This is a genomic window from Martelella alba (assembly GCF_005217455.1).
Classification (GTDB): Bacteria; Pseudomonadota; Gammaproteobacteria; order Enterobacterales; family Enterobacteriaceae; genus Acerihabitans.
The window spans coordinates 118246-139264 of sequence record NZ_SZPQ01000015.1 but is presented as its reverse complement, the minus strand read 5'-3'; the positions used below and the strand labels follow the sequence as shown (position 1 = coordinate 139264).

The following is a 21019-nucleotide window of genomic DNA, read 5'->3' as shown; positions in this document are numbered from 1 at the left end:
ATTCGCGTTGATATCACGGTGTGATTTTTAATATTAAGGAGGTCCCATGAACCTTAATCCGCCAATTTTACCACAATTGATCAATGATAGTATTCCCATAGATCGCGTGATCACTGATGAAGGGGTAATAGTTGAAATTCCTTTGTATCATAATGCGACCCAAGGCGATCACATCAGGATTTATTGGGATGATACAGAAATACAGAGTTTCATTTTGAATTCTTCGTCCGATCTACCAAAATTATTCATCATCCCCGAATCTTTGGCGACGGTCGGTGGCCACAGCATTTATTATTCAATCACCGATGCGGTGGGTAATTCATCCATTTCTCCGACAGTGATTTTCCGTATTGCCATTCAACCGCGTAATGTTGACCATACCGTCGACGCACTGGTTATTGTTAACGAGGCGCACGCCGTCAGTGGAACGAATATCATCCTCTACACGGCATACACCCCGGAAGGACTCATCGAGCCGGGAGTCTACTTGCTTTTTCAAACCACTGGCAGTGCCGTATTGAGCGCTTCTTTCGGCCAAACCAACGCCAATGGACAATATCAACTTTCCGTGACCAACCCGCTAGCGGAACAAGTCCTTATCACAGCGACACCGGCCATCACGCCTTCGGTGTCTACTTTTACCTCATTGACGTTTACTCAGGCGCCGCCAGACTATAAAATCGATTTGGAGATTCTCAGCAATAACGCATCGGCTAACAATATCGCCCAAAATATCATCCGAGCCAGGCTTTATGACGCTAATTCCGGCGTAGGCGTCACGGGTCAGATTTTATTGATCTCGGTCGCGGGGCAAGCGAGCTATCCAAGCTTGGTGTCAACGGATAGCCAAGGTTATGCTTATATCGCCTTGACCAGTACCACTGTCGGTACCGTAGCCATCACTGTAACCCTGCAAACCGATACGACGGTTTACGCCGTAACGAGCGTGATGTTTTCCGTTTCTTATCCGGTATTAATGGGCACCCACACGCACTACCTATGGGGCAATATTGGTCTGCAAACATTCCTCGGACCTTATAACATTGTTGTCAACCACCATTATCATATCGTTCCCTCCCGCCAGCCCTACCAGGTTAAAAATTGCGGAGCAGGTTATGCCTTTACCGTCAGCAATTCAACATGCAGTAGAAGTTATGGCCGTTATTATACGTTTCTGGATACCGACCTTAGCGATGTTATCGCCATCGCTTCTGGTGCCGGGGCGAATCTGACGTCGGAACGCTATTATTATTATCCAGACAGCTACGCTGGCGAAGCGCAGATACAGGTATGGGACTACGGTCCTTATTACACGACTACCCTTGCTTTGCCGGTAACGGTGAACGATGGCGCTACAGAGGAAGGCGAGATTGAAGCAGACGGATTGATCGATGCCGATAACGCTGACGATGAGGTTGCCACCAGCAGTGATGAGGAAATAAAAAAGGAATAAGCGAAGCCCGCAATGTCCAGTCGACTGTACCGGCCGGGACATATTAAGCGGCATCCGGCAAAGGTTGGCTTAAACGATGACCCGCGCCGGATGCATTTTAGTGATTTCAGTAATATTAGATAGTTATCTGAATATGTTAATTACGCGTAGTCGGCCACAGAAGTATCACAGCCACCGTAAATTACCCTAGGTTCGCCGCGAGCTTCTTATCCCACCATGAGAAGGCGACCTTTAGATTCGGCGAAATAAAATCAAAGAGGCTTAATTATGGATCTGCCTATTCCATTATTGCCGCAAATGATCAGCGGAAACATTTTGTTGGAAGAAATTTCGTCCAGCGAAGGCATCAAAGTCAGTATTCCCCTTAATAATAAGACGACAGGGAATACACTACGTCTATTTCTCAATAATGTTCTCATCACAACCTTTGTCATAGATGATGAAAGTCTATCTCAGTATCCTGATTACTTTCTTATTCCAATAAAGGCCGCGCATAAAGGCAAAAATTCCGTACACTACGTTCTAACAGACGATTCCGGTTTATCCATCAACTCCAAGCATGTTACTTTTACACTATCATCATCGCGTGTCATTGAATTATCTGGGAAAGATAATGCCATTTCCCCATTAGCCGTACAATATAATTTGCAATCCTTAATTATTGTAAATAATGCCCAAGCGGGTATTTCCGATAATATCATACTTTACACATTGACTAATGAGAATGGCGAGCCGCAATCAGGCGATTACCTTTTTTTCAGCGCGACGGGAAACGCCAAGCCCGCCGTAGCCTATGGCACGACCAATGGCAGTGGGCAATTCTTGTTAACCGTCACCAATCCGGTTGCGGAAAATGTCTTGATCACCGCCAACACCAACACCACCCCGCCGGCCAGTAACACCGCGGAACTCACCTTTACGCCAGCCCCACCGAATTATGTGCTGACCAGCACCTTGCTCAGTGATAATGCCATCGCCAATGGCGTAGCGCAAAACACGGTTCGGTTGATGTTGACCGACGCCAATACCGGCCTGGGCGTATCGGGTAGAATAGTGGCGATTTCGGCCAACGGCCCCGCCGACTATCCTTCATCGGTGTATACCGATTCAGCGGGATATGCCTATCTCGCCATATCCAGTACCGAGGCCGGGACCTTAACCGTCACCTGTTTCCTGCAGTCGGACCCGACCGTCACATCGGTATCACTGATGACATTTGCCCAGTCCTATCCCCGGTTGGTTGCAACACATTCAGTCTATCTCAGCGGCTATGTGGGCATACACAAGTTCATGGCGGGCGTGCAGGTTATGTTTAATCACCGTTATCACATCAGTCTTACCCGACAGCCCTCATCGACAGGGAAATGCGGCACTAATGCTGCCGTCAGTACCGTCACCAACAGCTGTACCGCGGGTATCCCAGCCAGATACACCTTATTGGCTTACAGTCTTGAGGATGCGGTGGCCACCGATAGCGGTAACGGCAGTGATCTGGCGGCCGATGTCTATTATAACTACAGCGGTAACAATATAGGAGAAAGCTATGTTGAGGTATATGATTATGGTCCTTACTATTCAACACTATCCGAACCCGGCAGCGTGCTGATTAACGACAGCGCCGAAAACGTCCCCACCGGCAATTCGGCTTCTTGTTCCTGTTTTTCACCGCCAGAGAATCAAGATATTGACGGGGAGTCCGCCTTGATTGAGATAACGCCGGACGCCGTCCCGCCAAAAACCTTGTAATGCTCTCAATATCAGCTACCCCTGTAGGCGCAAACGGATGCCCGCGCCTACAGCGAGGGTTTATGTTCATAGAACGCGCTTAATGAACACCAGCCCCAATGGATGCCGATAGCCAGCGCGACGTCCGCGTCGTTCAACGATAGGGCAAGGGTCAAGCCCGCCGTTGCAAACTCAGCGGAGTATCAAAAGGCGCAGGCGCTAATGGACTGTACAAGGGAGAAGTCGTGCCAAGTCGCCCAATGCGCCAATATTTGAGAAAAAATACATCACGGCTAACCCGCTATTCCTTCACTCGGAAAGGTAAAAAAAGACAGCGATGTCATGAAGCGATATGGCGTGCGCACCAACACGTTTAACTTTTCAAAACTTATTATATGCAAACATCTTAACGATTTCTTAAAAAAGGCCGAATAAAATAGCTTGTGATATGTTTACTGAGTATACTTCATCCAAGACAGGAACATAATGATGTCACACCACTCCCTTTCACCCGCCAACGCGTTAAGTCCTCGTTATGATAAAATTACCCTTACCCTGCACTGGGCGACAGCGTTTATTGTGATTTTTCTTTTCCTCATTGCGCAAATCTGGGATTTCTTTCCCCACGGCAGCTATTGGCGAATGGCATTGCAGTCTTTGCACATCTCTTTCGGCATCGCTTTGGCGGCGGTGATACTGCTGCGTATCCTGTGGCGGGCCACCGCCGGAAGACACCTGCCTCCCCCGACGACCACCTCCGCCCTCCTGAACAATCTCGCCAGGATGACCCACTGGGCGTTATATGTGCTGGTGGTAGCGCAAGTCGCGCTCGGTTTTCTTCTGCGCTGGGCGCAAGGTGAACCCTTTACGTTCTTCGGCCTGCTCAATGTGCCGGATATCTTCGGCGTCGACCCTTTCATGCGCCGGACATTCGCCAATCTGCACGCCTTTACCGCCTGGGTCGTTATCCTTCTCGCCGGTCTGCATGCCTGCGCCGCCTTATACCATCATTATGTGTTGCGCGACGACACGCTGCGCAGAATGATGCCGCCGGCAAAGTAATACCTTTAACGGCGTGGGTGCGACGGCGAATGTGGCGGATAACCGGCCTCGCCGTCAGAAAGAGCGAACCGACGGCGCCGGATCAGGCTTCGGCGGTTTCCTGCCGCAGTTGTTCGGCCGAAAGATGGGTCAGCGCCGGCCATACCGACATCAGCGCCGAAACGATGGTGTCCAGTTCCTGCCGCGAAGCGCCATCGCGAGCCTGCACCGACATGCCCTGCAAAGTGCAGGCCAGGTATTTCGCCAAAGCCGCCACCGGAAGCCGTGCGTCTATTTCCCCCTGCGACTGCCTGGCCAGCAAAAACTCGCGCAGAGTATTTTCCTGTAAATGATGGCGGCATTTCAGCATACGGGCCACTTCCTCGGAAGACGCGGAAAGCGCCGCCGAGGTGCAGATGATGAAACAGCCGGAAGGCAGGCTCTTATCGGTAAAGGTGTGGGCGGCCGCGCGGAAGAAGCATTCGATGGCCTCATGGACGGTACTGCCCGGCCGGTTCAGCAAGGCTTTGCCCTTCTCGGCGAATCGGGCGACGTAACGGTCCACCGCCGCTTTGAATAGCCCTTCTTTATTGCCGAATTCGGCATATAGCGTCGGCGCCTTGGCGCCGGTGGCTTCCACCAGATCGGACATGGAAGTGGCTTCATACCCATGACGCCAGAATAAATCCAGCGCCTTATCCAGAGCGATATCACGGTCGAATTGCTTCGGGCGCCCACGTCCTTTTTTGAGACATGCCGTGACTTGCTCTGGATTCATGATATTCCTCTTGGCGAATGGGTCGGTGAGACATTGAGTTGAATAATTAACGCCCACTATAAAAAATCCTTCCTTGACTGTCGAGAAGGGATTGCAAAATTTATCCGCAGGTCACAAAGTGTCACGCCCCCCGTCCGTTGGCGTTATCCCCGATTCTCAACCCGCCGCCAGCCCGCCAAGGCCTATCGGCGCGATGCGCGGCGGGTGTTTTACGGCGCGCCGGGTAAAAGGCCCCCCGGCCCTGGCGAGTGTATTTACCGGCTTTTGGGCGCTCTGAATGCGTTGTTTCAGGTCCTGCGGAGGGTGAAAGACCGCCGGTCTCTCATTCAAGACCCGTCATGTGCGGTGTAATCGGGCTCCGACGAATGTACCGCTCCCTTGCCGCCGCAATGCGGCTTGAAGTAGTCAAAATATATATTTAATCATTAATCTTAAAAAAATAATGAATAAAGCCACATACTCACACTTTCCTAAACAAATAAAATTTATCGCCTATTTTTACAGAGAAGTTCATTTTTTTTCGAGCTTTTTCCAGAAATTGTATTTAGTATCAGCCACACGTCCAATAATTGCCGATTTTTGAGGGAAAATACGCGAGGATAATTGTGCATTCGGATGAGCTAATTTATTTATCCAACCAATAATAGTAGTGGTAACCAAATTAAGGACAATATAATGAAAAAGCTTTATTTAGCGCTGCTTGCCTGCGCCACCCTGGGGAACAGTTTCCATGCCGCGGCCGAAACCCATCACACGGTATCGCTGGGGTATGCGCAAAGTGAAAGAGTCAAGGACGAGGGTAATCCCTTCACACCCAAAGGGGTCAATGTGAAGTATCGCTATGAGTGGGACAGCCCTGTTAGCGTTATTTCCTCGCTGACTTACTTAAGCAGTAAAACGTCCAGCCAGACAGCGACGTTTTCTTACATTGATATTAACAATGCACATACTAAGCTTTTCAACTTTTCGGTAGGCCCGGCTTACCGTTTTAATGAATTTGTCAGCCTCTATGGTCTGGTGGGGATGAATTACACCCAAATCAAATCGCAAGGATACGAACAGAATCGTCAGGATAAAACATTAACGCACAGTTACCATGACAGTGAAAAATCGGCAAACATGCTGTTTGGGGCCGGCCTGCAGTTCAATCCCCGGCAGGATATGGCAATAGATATCGGCTATGAAGGCATCAGGTACAAGGCAACGGGTGAAAAATCAAACATCCTGAATACCTTTAACATTGGGATAGGCTATCGCTTCTGATTTCATTGAATCCGTTCATAAGCGTTTTTCTTTTCCCTGCCTTGTGATTATTTGCGGGCCTGGCCGGCGCAGCGCCGGCATCCACCAGCACCTGCTAGAATACGCCGCCGGCCCCGGTCACCAGCAGGATGATCCCCGCCGGTTGCAGCGCCGCCGAGCACACCGCCATCACTTTCTCCTTAGTCCATGCCCTGGCGGTATGCCAAGCCGTAAATCGCCGCCACTTAAAAAACAGCGGCAACGCACAGATAAGGCCGACGACGCCCAATGCCAAAAACGCGCGCCGTTCACCGAAACAGCGAGTCATTTTACCGGCGATCTGATCCAGAATGCCTGGCGCAATGTCGAGGAGATGAAAAGCGAAGGTGAATTCAGATTCATTATTTCAGTAAAAACCGATCCAACCGTTGCCGCAGGCGGCGATTCTCCGCCTTAAGACGACGGATATCATCCAGCAGGCCCACCGCTAGGGCAATGCCGGGCCAATCCAGCTCCAGTTCCCGGCGCAATCGTTGCGCCCGGCGGATCTCGGCCAAGGCATCCGTATCAAAACGCCATTCGTCGTCCGCTTCCCCTCTCGGCGCGATAATGCCAAGGGCGACGACCTCCAACAGCTCATCGCGGGAAATACTGGCATATTGGCAAAATTCCGTCACTTCAAGAGTTACCCTGACGTCGGTCATGTTCTGTCACTCCCATTGCGCACGAGGATTGAACGCGCATTGCGCGGCGATATCGGCCCAGAGCTTTTTCGCCCGCTCATCGGCCTGCGGCGGCATCACCACTTTGATTAAGGCGTAGAGGTCCCCGACGCCCCGCCTGCCCTGCAATCCCTTGCCCTTAACGCGCAATTGCTGGCCGGTCTGGCTGTTGGGTGGGACGGACAAGGTTATCTTGCCGGTGAGCGTCGGTACCGTGACCTTGGCGCCCAACGCCGCTTCCCACGGGGCCAGCGGCAGCGTCACCAGCAGGTTGTTGCCGTCGATATCAAAAAGGGGATGCGGGGCGATGCGGATGACCAGGTATAGATCGCCATTCGGCCCGCCGCCGGGACCCGCCGGTCCTTGTCCCTTGACCCGGATTCGATCGCCATCCGCCACGCCGGCGGGAATTTTGACTTTCAGCGTCTTGCCGACGGGCTGTCCGCGACCGCCGAACGGTTCGGCGGCAGGCAGCTGGTAACTGATGGTGCGCTGATGTTCCTTAAGGGTTTCCTCCAGAAATACCGCCACCTCGATTTCCACGTCCCGGCCACGCCTGGGCGACTGTTCGCGCTGCGCCGAGCGGGCATGGGCGCCGAACACCGACGCAAAGAAATCGGAGAAATCCTGCGATTGGAAATCCTCCGCCGTATCGCCGCCGCCACTGGGCTGCCAGCCCGGCGGCGCCTCGAAGCGTCCGTTCCGCCCGTACTTGCGCAGCTCATCATATTCAGCGCGACGGGCGCTGTCCTTTAGCACCTCGTAGGCTTCCGCGACGTCTTTGAAGCGGCTTTCGGCATCGGGTTCCTTGCTGACATCGGGGTGGTATTTACGGGCCAGACGGCGATAGGCGGTTTTGATTGTGTTGAGATCAGCCGTGGGTTCGACACCCAGCGCGGCATAGTAGTCTTTAAAATCCATTCAGCTTCACCGCCATATTTACAGTTGGAGGCGCGGGTAGATCACACCGCTGACGGAAATATCCGCAACAAGGTTAACTTTAGCACTTCGCACCCGGTCGCGAAAGTCCGCCGGCGGCCCAACGAACGATCAACAGGGCGCCAGGTCGGGCCAGAGCGGCCTAACCGCCCGAAGTAATGCCGGGACGCCCGCCGCCACGGACATGTGGCGGGTATCGTCGCCGTTGATCCCGTGCGTCACCTCAAGTCCGGCCTCGGCGCAAATTGTCAGCCCGCCGGCAATGTCCCAGAGATGGGTACGCCGCTGCAGATGGCCGCCGACTATCCCCTTGGCGGCGAAGACCATTCCCACCGTGGTACAGTGGTAGCATTCCACCGACCATTGCGCCCGACGCAGCCCCTCATAAAATGCCGAGGCATCAGACAGGGCATCGTCATGACTGTCCCCCAGCGACACCATCTGCACCGTGTCGTAGCGATTATCCCGCTGATAGGGCTGGCCGTTGCGATACAATCCCTGGCCGGCCTCCGCCGCCATCACATCGTTTAGTACCGGCAGGATAATCACGCCGATAATCGGTTTGCGCTTCACCAGCAACCCGAGGGACACCCCCCATAGCGGCGAGCCGCGCAGAAAATTGGCCGTACCGTCAATAGGGTCGATAACCCAGCTCGGCGAATCGTCCCACTCGCCGCCCAGCTCCTCGCCAATAATATTGTCGCCGGGAAAACATTCCCGTAAACATCCCCGCATCTGGCGCTCTACCGCCGTATCGGCCTCGGACACGAAATCCTGGGCGCGTTTGCTGTTCAAGGTCAATTCGTCGCGTCGCCGGAAATGCCATAGCGCCAAATCGGCGCCTTCGGCGGCAATTCGCACGGCCGTCGCCAATCGTTCCGATAACATGCCTGTTTTCCTCCACTGAGCTCTTCGATACGCTAATGCGCCGGAGGAAACCGCAATCAATGCCCGCGCTAGCGGCGACGCTCCAGCATCGCGAAGAATATCACCGTCATGACCAGAACAATAAGCAGTAAAACCAACGCGGCGGCCGATCCTTCGTTAATGGACAGGCCGAGGAAGGCCCTGCGGTAGGCAAAAAAACTCAAGACTTCAGTGGCGGTGCCGGGACCGCCACGGGTCAGCACATACGGCAGATCGTAGGTACGCAACTCATTGATCAATTGAATCACCACCGCGATGGCCGCCACGGGACGCAACATAGGCAGCGTGATATACCAAAATTGCTGCCAGCGCCGCGCGCCATCCATTTCCGCCGCTTCATAAGGATCGGCGGGCAGCGCGGCCAGACCGGCGGCCAGGATCAACACCACAAACGACATTTGCTGCCAGATATCGATAAACGCCATACTCCAGAACGCCATGGTCGGATCGCCCAGCCAGTCCACTCTGGCCAGTCCCCAGCTCTCCAGGAGATGATTCACGATCCCCAGGTTGGGCTGGAGCAACATCCGCCAGATTAGGGCGACGCAAACCGGAGAAATGGCCATCGGGATGGTCAGTAGGGCGAAGTAAATCGGCCGGGTTTTGACGACCCGGTTCAGCATCAGGGCGATGCCGAGGCCGACCGCAAACTCGCCGGCCACGGTGATCACCGAGTATTTGATGGTTAGCCAGGCCGCCGTCCAGAATGCGCCGTCACTCAATACGGCGACAAAATTATCAATGCCGGCGAACGGCGCCAGGGCCGGTCGCATCAGGGTAAATGAGGAGAAGGCCAGCGCCACGGCATAGGCGACCGGGAAACCCAGGACAATGGCCAGCGCCAGCAGTCCCGGCGAGGCGAATGCCCAACCGGTCAGGCGTAACCGATCGAACCCGGCCCAGCCGGGTTTACCCCGCCGCATCGGCGCGGCCGTCAGTTTCGCAAACATGGTCACTCACTTTTTCATCAACTTTTCAAGCTGGTCGGCCGCCTGGGCCAACGCGCCGTCCACCGTGCCCTGGCCACCCGCCACCTGGGACAACTGCGTGCCCAGAACGTCTTCGTATTGCGCCGAGTAGGTGAAGATCGGGAAGGATTTACCGCCGGCCACCACCTGCTGCGCGGTTTGATAGTAGGGGAACTTGGCCAATACCGCCGGATCCCGGTAGACATCGGTCCTCACCGGCGCATGGCCTTGCAACGCCCGCTCCGTTGCAATGGGTTTGCCCTGTACCCATTGGATAAACGTCCAGGCGGCCTGCTTTTCTTCCGGCGATACGTTCTTCGGAATACCCCAGCCCCAGCCGCCGCTTTCGCCATGGCCGCCCGGCATTGGCGCCAGAGCCAACTTACCCGCCACCGCCGGGCAGGCTTTCTGGTTATCCAGTTGCGGCAGCATCCACCAATAGGTAATCATGCTGAACGCCTGACCGCTGCACATCAGACGCATGGTATCGTCCAGTGTGGCCGACAGCGCGCCAGACTGCGCGGCGTGTTGGATGGCGTCGACATAAAGCGTCAGCGCCTTTTTACCCGCGGGGCTGTTTAACACCACGTGGTTGTCGTCGTCGAGGTACTCGCCGCCGGCGGCGAACAGGTAGTTGGAAAACTCCATACTGTTGGGATCGCCCCGTTGTCCCTGCATTGCCGCCCCGGCGATGTGTTTTTTCTCTTTGATGAAGCGGGCCAGGGCAACATAGTCATCCAGCGTTTGCGGCAAGGCCAGCGGCTTGCCGGTCAGGGACGCGTATTGTTTTTGCAACGCCGGATCCTTTAGAAGATCGGTGCGGTAAATCAGGCCCATGGAATAGTTATACATGGGCAGAATATACGTGTGGCCGCTGTCGTGGTTTAGCAGTGAGAGCGTCGAGGGAATAAAGCTTGAGGTGTCGTAGTTGGCCTTTCGCATCATCGGCGTCAGATCTGTCAGCCATCCCGCGTTGGGAAATTCTCCCGCCCAGAGAAAATCCACTTCCAGGAGATTGTAATAGCTTTGCGGCGCAATCAACTGAGATACCAGCTTATCGTGCATATCGCCGTAGCCGATTTTTTCAAATTCCACCTTGATACCGGTTTGTTTTTCAAATTGCGGTAACATTTGTTCGATAATATGCGTTTCCGGCACATCCTCCATCAGGGCGCGCAGAACCACTTCTTTGGCCTGAACGTGCATGGCGGCGGTCAACAGCGCCAGGCCGGATAAATATAAACTTTTTTTCATTAACGACATGGTGGGTCTCCTGTGTGTTTGCGGTGACGCAGTGGGTTGCCCATTGCGTGAGTGCTTATTTAACGCTGCCGAAAGTCAGTCCCTTGACGATAAAACGCTGGATAAAATGCGAGGCCACGATAAGCGGCAGGATAGCCAGCACAATGCCCGCCGAAACTTTGCCGATCTGCACGCCGTTGGAGGTTTGCAGCGCCGCCAGCGCCACCGGAATGGTGGACGTTTGCGGACCGCTCAGCACCAGGGCGAAGAGAAATTCATTCCATGACAGAATGAACCCGAGCACCCCCGCCGCGGCCAGTCCAGGCAGCGAGACCGGCAAAATCACATGGTAAAAGGCCCCCCAGGCCGTGGCGCCGTCGGTGACCGCCGCCCACTCCAGGTCCACCGGGATCCCTTCGAAAAAGCCCATCAGGATCCAGGTGAGAAAAGGCAGGTTCAGCGCGGCGTACACCAGCGTCAGGCCCAGCAGCGAATTGGTCAGTCCCATGGCGCGCAATAGCGCAAACGCCGGCAATACCAGCGCCACCGCCGGCAACATTTGCGTGGCGAGCATGATGAAACGCGCCGCGCGACCGCCGGTGCGGTACCTGGCAAAGGCATAGCCGGTGGCGGCGGCCAGGGGCATGGCCAGCGCAACGGAACAAAAAGCGACGATCAGGCTGTTGCCGTAATGGGTCAGAAAATCAACGCCGTGCAATAATCCGCGGTAATTTTCTAAGGACAATGCGGGGAAAACCGCTGTGCTGTAAGCCATGGATTCCGGCACAAGGCTGGTGCGCAACGCCCAGAGCGGCGGCAGCGCCACCGCCAGACAAGCGACGATAAGCCCCAGATGCAACGCCAGTTTGCGTAACATAACCGCCCCCTCCTCAATTAATCAGCGGCGGCGCGGCCGGACGCGGATAGACATTGCCGGTCTGCCGATCAAACAGGTGCAGCGGGTCGGGGTCCATATATAACGTCAGCAAATCCCCCGGCGCCGGCAAAGTATGCCTGTCCAACCTGGCCACCATCCGGACATCATCGATACTGCCGGCAACGATATTCTCCGCGCCCAACGCCTCCACCGAATCGACTCGAAACGGCAGCGGTTGCCAATGGGGCGCCAATGGCCGGGCGTGAAAATCTTCCGGCCGAATGCCCAGCGTCACTTCCAGACCGTCATGGCGGTGATAGTGTCCCCGGGCGAAATCGGCGGTCTTCAACCGGCGTCCGCCGGCCAGTTCCAGCAGCACGCCTTCCGCTTCGGACCGGACCCGGCAGGGAATCAGATTAATGGGCGGCGAGGACAGGAAGCGGGCGACAAAGGTGTTGGCGGGGTTGGCATAAACATCGAGCGGCGTGCCGCTCTGCTCCAGACAGCCGTCACGCATGATACAGATGCGATCGCCCATGGTCATGGCCTCAACCTGATCGTGGGTGACGTAAATCATGGTTTTACCCAGCCGGCGATGCAGTTTTATCAGCTCGGTGCGCATCTCGGCGCGCAACTGCGCGTCCAGATTCGACAACGGCTCATCCAGCAAAAAGGCCTGGGGCTCGCGGACAATGGCCCGTCCCAGCGCCACCCGCTGTCGCTGGCCGCCGGACAGGGCGGCGGGCTTACGATGCAGCAGTTGATCCAGCCCCAGCATGGCGGCGGTTTCCGCCACTTTTTCCCGGATGGCGGCAGCGGGCGTGCCGCGCATTTTCAAACCGAAGGCCATATTTTCCGCCACGGTCATATGGGGATAGAGCGCGTAGCTCTGAAAAACCACCGCGATATTGCGATCACGCGGCGCCACCCGGTTGACGTTTTCCCCGTTAATGCGCAGTTCGCCCGAGGTAATGCTTTCCAGCCCGGCTATCATGCGCAGTGTAGTGGATTTGCCGCAACCCGACGGACCCAAGAAGATGACGAATTCGCCGTCTTTTATCTTGAGATTGACATCGCGCACACTGTACTGACTGTTGTGGTAGATTTTGGAAACCTGCTGCAATTCGATAGAAGCCATGGGCTTTACCTCCGACGCCGGCATACGTATGGTCCGACGGTAAGCGCAAACGATTGCCAACGTAACGGCGACCGCCGGCGTTGGGACACATTCAGCGGGTCATCACCTTGTTGACCCGTGTTATAAATGTTGATTTTTGTTTGATTGCTAACCCGTGTAAACACCGCCCGTCACATTGACGCCCTGGCCGGTCATGAAACGCGCCGCGTCCGAACAGAGAAAAGCCACCACGTCGGCGACATCCTCCGGCGTTTCCAGCCGGCCCAGCGGGGTCTGGGCGATATAGTCCTGGATGACCCTCTCGGGCGTTACCGAACGCAAGGCGGCCTCCCATTCGATTTCCCGCGACTGCATGCCGGTTTTGACAAACCCCGGACAGACGGCATTAACCCGAATCCCCTGGGGCGCCAGTTCCCGCGCCAAAGCCTGGGTCCATCCCAGCACAGCGAATTTGCTGGCGGAATAATGGGCCAGCAGCGGCGCGCCCACTTTGGCCGCCAGGGAGGCGGTATTGACAATCACCCCCCGCTTCTGGGCGACGAACCGGCGGGCCGCCAATTGATTGGTCAGGAAGATTCCCCGGGCGTTAACGTCGAAATTGAAATCCCACTCTTCATCGGTAATGGCCAGCGCATGCTGCATGGTGGACACGCCGGCGTTGGCCGCCAGAATCTGGAAACCGCCGAAGACGTGTTCGACCTGGGCGAATCCCGCGCTGACGGACTCACGGGAACGCACATCCATGGTGAAACCGAACGCCTCGCCGCCCAGTTCCGCCGCAGTCTGTTGGGCGGCGGCCTCATTGATGTCGGCGATGGCGACGCGGACGCCCTGGGCGCAAAGCGTCCGGGCGATGGCCCGCCCTATGCCGGCGGCGCCGCCGGTGACGACGGCGGCTTGCCCCGCCAGGCCGGGATAGCGGCACGCATGGGCTTTATCATCAGTCATGTTATGGCTCCTAGAGAGGGTGTACCATTATCTATAACAAAAATTCAAACAAATAAAAACAAATTTTGTTTGATAAATGTATTTTTTCTCGTATCATGTTCGAAAAGATGTTTGATGTTATCATCGTTCGAACATCAGCACTCAGTGGATATTCTTATGAATGACAATAGAGACCCGATGCCGGCGGATCCGGGGAAGGCGGAACGCCCCCGGCTGCTGGCCCAGGATCGGCAACTGCACATTATTGAAACCCTGTCCCGTCAGGGAACGATATCGGTGACCCACATCGCGGCCGAACTGGATGTCTCGGATATGACCATCCGCCGTGACCTGATGGAACTGGAAGCGGAAGGCAAGCTGGTGCGTATCCATGGCGGCGCGGCGTTGCCGGACAACGGCCCGCCGGTTGCCATGGACCGGGACGAACCCAGCTTCAACGCCAGGCTGGCCAGACATTGCGACGCCAAGGCCCGCATTGCCGCCGTGGCGGCGGATATGGCCCGCGGTTACCAAACCGTGGCGCTGGATGTGGGCACCACCACTTATCTGGTGGCGGAGCGGCTGCTGGAACGCCATCGGATGAAAATTTTCACCAATAGCGTGCGTATCGCCTATCGCATGAGTAATGGCGCCCCCGACATCTATTTGGCGGGCGGCCACATGCGCGGCGACGAGATGGCCATGGGCGGCCCGGCCGCCGTGGCCCAGTTTGAACAATTGTGGTTCGACATTGCTTTTATCGGGGTTTCCGGCCTGACCGGAAGCGGGTTTTATGATTATTCCTTCGAGGATGTCGACCTGAAACGGCTCTATCTGCGCCGTTCCGGCGTGACCGTCGTGCTGTGCGACGCCTCCAAATTTCAACGCATGTCGCTGGTCAATATCGCCCCGCTGCAAGGGGTGGACATGCTGATAACCGAAAGTCCGCCGCCGCCGGCTATCGCCCTGGCGCTTGAAGCGGCAAAGATAAAGGTGGTCATCGCCCCGCCTTTATCCTCATCGGCCGATACGTAAAGGGAACCACGGGTTCCCGTTTTAACCGTCTGGAGCATCCTATGATTTTTGATTTTTTGGGTAACAAGAAAAAAGCCGTCATCGCCATGGCCCATATCGGCGCCCTGCCGGGCACCCCCCTCTACGATGCTGACGGGGGACTCGACAAACTCATCGACAATGTTCTGGCGGATGTGGAAAAGCTACAGGCGGGGGGAGTGGACGCCATTATGTTCGGTAATGAAAACGATCGCCCCTACGTATTCGAAGCCGCGCCGGAAGGCATTGCCGCCATGGCGGCGGTGGTCCAGGCGGTGAAGCCGGCGCTGCATGTGCCGTTCGGCGTGAACTTTTTGTGGGATCCGAAAGCCAGCGTCTCCATCGGCGCCGTCACCGGCGCCAGTTTCGTCCGGGAAATTTTCACCGGAGTTTTCGCTTCGGATATGGGAATTTGGCAGCCTGATTGCGCCACCGCCGCCCGGTTACGGCACAATCTGGGGCGCGACGACATGAAATTGCTGTTCAATATCAATGCCGAATTCGCCCATCCTCTGGATAGCCGGCCCATTGAGCTGCGGGCGCGCAGCGCGGTATTTTCGTCCATGGCGGACGCCATTTTAGTCTCCGGCCCGATTACCGGCGAAGCGGCCGATCAGTCCCATTTGCGCAAGGTGTGTGAAACGGTGACCGATGTGCCGGTGTTCGCCAATACCGGCACGAATATCGATAACGTTCGCGATGTGCTGGGTCTGGCCAGCGGCGTTATCATCGGCACCCATTTCAAGGTGGATGGCGATACGTGGAATGCGGTGGATGGCGATCGGGTCAAACGCTTTATGGATGTGGTGGAAGGCCTGCGCTGAAATCCGCCGCCACGACGAGGGGACCTATGAACTGTTTGCTGGGTATCGATATCGGCACCACTTCCACCATCGGCATCCTGATCCGGCCGCCAAATCAGGTGTTGGGCCTGATCTCCCGTCCGGTGCGGCTCTCTTCCCCCCAACCGGGATGGACGGAGGAAGACCCCGAACAATGGTGGCGCAATGTCGGCGAAATCTGCCGCGAACTGCTGGCGGTCAGCGGCGCGCGTCCGGGGGATATCGCCGCGGTGGGCGTGACGGGCATGCTGCCGGCGGTGGTATTGCTGGATGAGGCGGGGCGATTGTTGCGCCCCAGTATTCAGCAAAGCGACGGACGCTGCGGCGAGCAGGTGGCCGAGATCCGCGCCGAGCAGAATGAGCGGGATTATATCGCCCGCAGCGGCAATGGCATCAACCAGCAGTTGGTCGGCGCCAAAATCCGCTGGCTGGAACGGCATGAACCGGATGTTTACCGGCGCATCGCCACGGTATTCGGCTCCTATGACTATATTAACTGGAAGCTGACCGGCGAGAAGGCGATAGAACAGAATTGGGCGCTGGAGGCCGGTTTTGTGAATATCGGCGATCATCAATTGGACGGCCGGCATATCGCCCTGGCGCATCTGCCCCGCCAGGCGGTGCCCCGGCTGATACGTTCCCACGACATTCTGGGCGGCGTCTCGCCCGAGGCGGCGCGCCACACGGGTTTGGCCGCGGGGACGCCGGTTATCGGCGGCGCGGCGGACATGATTGCCTCGGCGCTCGGCGCCGGCGTCACCCGCCCCGGCGACGCGCTGTTGAAATTCGGCGGCTCGGTGGATGTACTGACCGCGGCGGAGCAGGTGCGTCCCGACGCGCGGCTTTATCTGGACTACCACCTGATTCCCGGTCTGTATATGCCCAATGGCTGCATGTCCACCGGCGGATCCGGGCTGAACTGGTTCGCCGAGCATTTCGCCGGCCAACATCGTCCGGCGGCGGAACAGGCCGGTCTTTCCCTGCATCAATACCTGGACGCCCTGGCCCAGCGCCGCCCTCCCGGCGCGGACGGCGTACTTTGCCTGCCCTATTTCCTCGGCGAGAAAACGCCATTGCACGATCCGGCGGCGCGGGGGGTGTTTTTCGGCCTGACGCTGGCCCACGACGCAAGCCATCTCTGGCGCGCTTTGTTGGAGGCTTATGCCTTCGCCATCCGTCATCATATCGAGGTGATGCAGGATATCGGCTATCCGACCCGACGCTACCTGGTCTCCGACGGCGGCTCCGCCAGCCGTTTATGGATGCAGATCGTCGCGGATGTGCTGGGCGCGCCGCTGCAACGTCTGGAAGGACATCCGGGTTCATGCCTGGGGGCCGCGTGGGCCGCAGGCATGGGTATTGGCGTGAATAACGACTGGAACGGCGCCAGCGGATTCGTTTGTTTCAGCGAGCTGATCCAGCCCGACGCCGGCCGGCACGTGCGTTATAGCGAGTTATATGGGCGTTTTCTCCAGTTATACCGGCAATGTAAGCCTCTGACCTGAATCACGCGCCCGTTACGCCTTACCACGGGATTTCATGCTCTCCAGCATGACGGCGATGATGATGATCGCCCCTTTGACCACTTGCTGGTTGTAACCGGAGATATTCATCAGATTCATCAGGTTGGAAATGATGCTCAGGATAAGCACCCCGATCAGGGTATTGACCACCGTGCCCTTCCCGCCCGCCAGGCTGGCGCCGCCAACCACCACCGCGGCGATAACGTCCAGTTCAAAACCGATGGACAAGACCGGCGATCCGACCCCGGTGCGGGTCGACGCCATAACGCCCGCCAGGCCGCAGGCCAGACCGCTCAGGGCATAAACGGCGAATTTGTACCAGTCCACCCGGATGCCGGCAAAACGGGTAGCCGTTTCATTGGAACCAATGGAAATTACCAGCCGGCCGAATACCGTGTATTGATAAATAAAATGCGCGATTAAAACCGCGATGATTAACACATAAACCGGCAATGGCAGCCCCAGAAAATACCCCGTGCCGAAATTCACAAAAGCAGTGTTATCGATAAATATCGGTTGTCCCTTGGCAACAATTAACGCCAGCCCCCGGGCAATGGTCATCATGGCCAGTGTCGAGATAAACGGCGCGATATTAAAGAATGTCACCAGACAACCCGCGGCCGCGCCCACCAGCGTGGCGACCCCGACGCCGGCCACGATAGCCGGGAAAACGCCTATTTCCGGAATCAGCAGCGCCACCGCCACCGAGACCAGCGCCATAATCGATCCCACCGACAAATCAATGCCGCCGGTCAGGATGACAAACAGCATGCCAATGGCCGCCAGCCCCAACGGAACGCTTTGCCGTAGCACGTTGGTGATATTCTCCGGACTGTAAAACCGGTCGGAAAGAAAATTGGCGACGATCAGCATAACAAAAAACACCAATAGCGTTGAATTATTGGTGAAGAACTTTGCCGCTCTGGCCCGTAGGACAAGACCGGCCGACGTAGAAGGTTGAGTTACCGTATCCATAATCTTTCCTCAGTTCGCTAGAGCACGTTTGGGGATGGCGAAACGCATGATGTTCTCTTCGGTAATCTGACTGTCCCGCAATTCGGCGGTCACCGATCCTTCGCTCATCACATAGACCCGATGCGCCAGAGAAATTACCTCAATCATTTCCGAGGAAATGACAATAATGGCGTAACCTTTTTGCGCTAATTCATGAATCACGTTGTAAATTTCCACCTTGGCGCCGACATCGACCCCGCGGGTGGGTTCGTCGAGAATAAGCAGATCGCAATCGGTATTAAGCCATTTGGCGATAACCACCTTTTGCTGATTGCCGCCGCTAAGGCTGGAAATGGGGTCCTCGATAGTGCCCAGTTTGATGGACAGGCGTTTTCTGGATTGCTCGCTGAAGGCTTTTTCACCGCGGTAATTGATGATGCCCAATTTCCGGCATACCCGTTTTAGACTGGATAACGTCATATTCTCACGAATGGGACGGGACAATATGGCGCCCTGTTCTTTTCGGCTTTCCGGTACCAGGCCGATACCTTGTCGCATGGCGTCGGCGGGATGTTTAATGACGATTTCCCGCCCATTTTTCACTATTTTCCCCGCCGTCGTTCTATCGAGCCCGAACAGGCAGCGGGCGATTTCGGTTCGTCCGGATCCCACCAGGCCGGCGAGTCCGACGATCTCCCCTTTTTTGACGGTCAGACTGATATCGTTAAGCAAGGTCCGGGTGGATACCCCGCGTATATCCAGGATCACCTCATCCTCCGGTACATTTTTTGCCGGATAGAGATTTTCAAATTTTCGCCCCACCATGCTGGAAATAATGTCGTCTTCGCTACAGGTTTTCGGATCCAGATCCGTGACGGTTTCGCCGTCTTTGATAACAGTGATCGCATCGGCGATGGCGAAAATTTCCTCCAAGCGATGGGAAATATACAAGATGGTAACGCCCTGCCCCTTCAGCAGTTTTAACTGACTGAAAAGGATATCTATCTCACGGCTTGACAAAACCGCCGAAGGTTCATCCAAAATCAAAATTTTGACATCGCGCGCCAGGGATTTGGCGATTTCCACCATTTGCTGGTATGCCACGCTCAGGTTGCCGAGCCGCGCGGTGGGGGGAATGTTGAAACCCAGATTGGCCAGGACCCTGGCGGCGCGTTGGTTCATTTTTTTCCAGTTGAGAAATTGTCCGCCGAAACCGAGATCGCCGAGAAAAATATTTTCCGCCACCGTGAGATCCGGCGCGAGGGCCAGTTCTTGATAAATGATACCGATATTGTTTTCCCGGCTTTGTTTGGGCGAGGTGAAATGCACTTCTTTACCGTTAATAGCGATAGTGCCGCTGTCTTTGACATAAATGCCGGACAAGATTTTCATCAAAGTGGATTTGCCCGCGCCATTTTCGCCGACAATGGCGTGAATCGTGCCGTGCCGCACCTTCAAATCAATATTTTTTAACGCATGGACGCCGCCAAAACTTTTCTTGACCTTTTCGATAACGACCGCGTACTGGTCCATGAAAACTCCTCATTGTAAGCCCCCCTCGCGAGGGGGGACAGCCTTAGAAAAGCGACTTGGGATCGTAGACTTGATTCACGTTATCTTTGGTGATGAGTACAGTCGGGGTATAAACATAATCGGGAAAATCCCGTGTCCCGGCGGCATATTTGGCAATGATACCCAGGGCGGTATCGGTCAGGGTATTGGGGTTATTGGCGGCCGTGGCCTGCAATTCGCCCCGTTGGATGGCCTCCAGGCCTTTTTTATAGCCGTCGTGGGCATAAACCTTGACATTCTGAAGCTTGTTGGCGGCTTTCAAGGATAAAATGGCGCCGAGGGCCATGTCGTCCATTTCGCTATAAACGCAATTGATCTTATCGCCCTGCGCGACAATGATATCCTCCATGGCCTTTTGCGCGCCCTGCTGATCCCAGTTTCCCCAGCCCTGGCTAACGATTTTCAGATTGGTGTGGTTATATTTCCTAAGCTGGGCTTCCATTACGCCGCGCATGAAATTGGTACGGCGAGCTTCCCCCACCAAATTGCCCTGATTACCACTGATGATCACGCAATTCATCGGCTTGTCGCCGAACTGATCAACGGCATACTCGCCAATGGCGATATTATCCTTGACATTGTTGGCCTGAACCCGGGTGATAACCGGCGCATCCAGTGAAATGTCGCTGTCCAGAATGACCGTGGGAACGCCGGCCCGTTTGGCTATCTGGGTGATGCGCAGGCCGGCTTCGGGGTCCTGTGGGTTGAGAATGAGATAATTGATCCCCTGCGACAGCATATCTTCCACATCGGAAATCTGTTTATTCAGATCGCCGCGGGCGTCGGTGGTAATCAAATCATAACCACGCTCTTTAGCGTGTATTTTCATATATTCCGTCAGACCATTAAAAAAGGCGCCATTCAATGTCCGGTTGGCGAAACCCACCTTAATTTTATCCGCGGCATGCGCCGTTACCGCAACCGATGCCACAACCAGCAGAATACTCATTAAGATTTTTTTCATTCATCACTTTCCTTTTGTTTGTTCGTTGGGTAGAGGTCACTTCTTTAACCGATATCAAATCCAGGCTTTCCATTATCTGGAAAGCCTGGCCGCGCCATTCCCTGGCGGAGCGCTTACTGTACCTTCTCTGCT

General features: G+C 55.6%; 20 protein-coding genes. 7 read left to right on the top strand and 13 right to left on the bottom strand.

All coding sequences use genetic code 11. The annotated features are described in order from the left end of the window. Positions 1 to 46: 46 nt before the first annotated feature. The 3 genes from FCN80_RS11585 (at position 47) to FCN80_RS11575 (ending at position 4240) form a co-directional block, all read left to right on the top strand. Positions 47 to 1453 carry an Ig-like domain-containing protein gene (locus FCN80_RS11585; protein WP_136990317.1) on the top strand — a complete coding sequence of 469 codons (1407 nt, stop codon included), beginning with the start codon at positions 47 to 49 and terminating at the stop codon, positions 1451 to 1453. Positions 1454 to 1720: 267 nt separating this feature from the next. Next, entirely contained in the window at positions 1721 to 3199 is a 1479-nt protein-coding gene (locus FCN80_RS11580; RefSeq protein ID WP_170975373.1) for an Ig-like domain-containing protein, read from the top strand. Positions 3200 to 3664: 465 nt separating this feature from the next. Continuing rightward, positions 3665 to 4240, top strand: coding sequence for a cytochrome b (locus FCN80_RS11575; RefSeq protein WP_230492622.1), 576 nt, complete (start codon positions 3665 to 3667; stop codon positions 4238 to 4240). 82 nt (positions 4241 to 4322) lie between these two features. On the opposite strand, the gene FCN80_RS11570 is transcribed toward FCN80_RS11575, so the two are convergent. After that, entirely contained in the window at positions 4323 to 4997 is a 675-nt protein-coding gene (locus FCN80_RS11570) for a TetR/AcrR family transcriptional regulator (RefSeq protein ID WP_136990314.1), read from the bottom strand. A gap of 675 nt (positions 4998 to 5672) precedes the next feature. On the opposite strand from FCN80_RS11570, the gene FCN80_RS11565 reads away from it, so the two are divergent. Next, positions 5673 to 6260 (top strand): Ail/Lom family outer membrane beta-barrel protein, encoded by a 588-nt coding sequence (locus FCN80_RS11565; protein WP_136990313.1) that lies wholly within the window; start codon positions 5673 to 5675, stop codon positions 6258 to 6260. Between the two features lie 94 nt (positions 6261 to 6354). On the opposite strand, the gene FCN80_RS26790 is transcribed toward FCN80_RS11565, so the two are convergent. From FCN80_RS26790 to FCN80_RS11515, 9 genes are all read right to left on the bottom strand, one after another. Continuing rightward, entirely contained in the window at positions 6355 to 6588 is a 234-nt protein-coding gene (locus tag FCN80_RS26790; RefSeq protein ID WP_306767872.1) for a GntT/GntP/DsdX family permease, read from the bottom strand. A gap of 52 nt (positions 6589 to 6640) precedes the next feature. Next, a complete protein-coding gene (locus FCN80_RS11550) occupies positions 6641 to 6943 on the bottom strand; it encodes a chaperone modulator CbpM (protein WP_136990312.1) in 303 nt (100 codons plus the stop codon). Positions 6944 to 6949: 6 nt separating this feature from the next. Beyond that, on the bottom strand, positions 6950 to 7882 hold the full coding sequence (gene cbpA, locus FCN80_RS11545; protein ID WP_136990311.1) for a curved DNA-binding protein: 933 nt from the start codon (positions 7880 to 7882) through the stop codon (positions 6950 to 6952). 129 nt (positions 7883 to 8011) lie between these two features. After that, positions 8012 to 8788 carry an inositol monophosphatase family protein gene (locus FCN80_RS11540; protein WP_136990310.1) on the bottom strand — a complete coding sequence of 259 codons (777 nt, stop codon included), beginning with the start codon at positions 8786 to 8788 and terminating at the stop codon, positions 8012 to 8014. 68 nt (positions 8789 to 8856) lie between these two features. After that, entirely contained in the window at positions 8857 to 9777 is a 921-nt protein-coding gene (locus FCN80_RS11535) for a carbohydrate ABC transporter permease (RefSeq protein ID WP_230492620.1), read from the bottom strand. 6 nt (positions 9778 to 9783) lie between these two features. Further along, on the bottom strand, positions 9784 to 11058 hold the full coding sequence (locus tag FCN80_RS11530) for an ABC transporter substrate-binding protein (protein WP_136990309.1): 1275 nt from the start codon (positions 11056 to 11058) through the stop codon (positions 9784 to 9786). Positions 11059 to 11113: 55 nt separating this feature from the next. Then, the gene (locus FCN80_RS11525) at positions 11114 to 11914 is read right to left on the bottom strand and encodes a carbohydrate ABC transporter permease (RefSeq protein WP_136990308.1); all 801 of its coding nucleotides are present in this window, start codon (positions 11912 to 11914) and stop codon (positions 11114 to 11116) included. 13 nt (positions 11915 to 11927) lie between these two features. Beyond that, on the bottom strand, positions 11928 to 13052 hold the full coding sequence (locus tag FCN80_RS11520) for an ABC transporter ATP-binding protein (RefSeq protein ID WP_136990307.1): 1125 nt from the start codon (positions 13050 to 13052) through the stop codon (positions 11928 to 11930). 147 nt (positions 13053 to 13199) lie between these two features. Continuing rightward, the gene (locus tag FCN80_RS11515) at positions 13200 to 14000 is read right to left on the bottom strand and encodes an SDR family NAD(P)-dependent oxidoreductase (RefSeq protein ID WP_136990306.1); all 801 of its coding nucleotides are present in this window, start codon (positions 13998 to 14000) and stop codon (positions 13200 to 13202) included. A 156-nt stretch (positions 14001 to 14156) separates the two neighbouring features. On the opposite strand from FCN80_RS11515, the gene FCN80_RS11510 reads away from it, so the two are divergent. Genes FCN80_RS11510 through FCN80_RS11500 form a run of 3 tightly spaced genes read left to right on the top strand, consistent with a single transcriptional unit; the run spans position 14157 to position 17379 of the window. Next, positions 14157 to 15014 carry a DeoR/GlpR family DNA-binding transcription regulator gene (locus FCN80_RS11510; RefSeq protein WP_136990305.1) on the top strand — a complete coding sequence of 286 codons (858 nt, stop codon included), beginning with the start codon at positions 14157 to 14159 and terminating at the stop codon, positions 15012 to 15014. Positions 15015 to 15055: 41 nt separating this feature from the next. Further along, positions 15056 to 15856: a BtpA family protein gene (locus FCN80_RS11505; RefSeq protein ID WP_136990304.1), complete on the top strand. Its 801-nt coding sequence runs from the start codon at positions 15056 to 15058 to the stop codon at positions 15854 to 15856. Between the two features lie 26 nt (positions 15857 to 15882). Continuing rightward, positions 15883 to 17379: an FGGY-family carbohydrate kinase gene (locus tag FCN80_RS11500; RefSeq protein WP_136990303.1), complete on the top strand. Its 1497-nt coding sequence runs from the start codon at positions 15883 to 15885 to the stop codon at positions 17377 to 17379. Between the two features lie 12 nt (positions 17380 to 17391). Here the strand turns inward: FCN80_RS11500 and FCN80_RS11495 are convergent, their stop codons facing one another. From FCN80_RS11495 to FCN80_RS11485, 3 genes are read right to left on the bottom strand one after another with little or no spacing between them, the layout of a single operon-like run. Continuing rightward, complete coding sequence (locus FCN80_RS11495; RefSeq protein WP_136990302.1) at positions 17392 to 18372, bottom strand: ABC transporter permease; 981 nt, start codon at positions 18370 to 18372, stop codon at positions 17392 to 17394. 9 nt (positions 18373 to 18381) lie between these two features. Next, positions 18382 to 19884: a sugar ABC transporter ATP-binding protein gene (locus FCN80_RS11490; protein ID WP_136990301.1), complete on the bottom strand. Its 1503-nt coding sequence runs from the start codon at positions 19882 to 19884 to the stop codon at positions 18382 to 18384. Between the two features lie 43 nt (positions 19885 to 19927). After that, entirely contained in the window at positions 19928 to 20887 is a 960-nt protein-coding gene (locus FCN80_RS11485) for a substrate-binding domain-containing protein (protein ID WP_136990300.1), read from the bottom strand. Between the last annotated feature and the right edge of the window lie 132 nt (positions 20888 to 21019).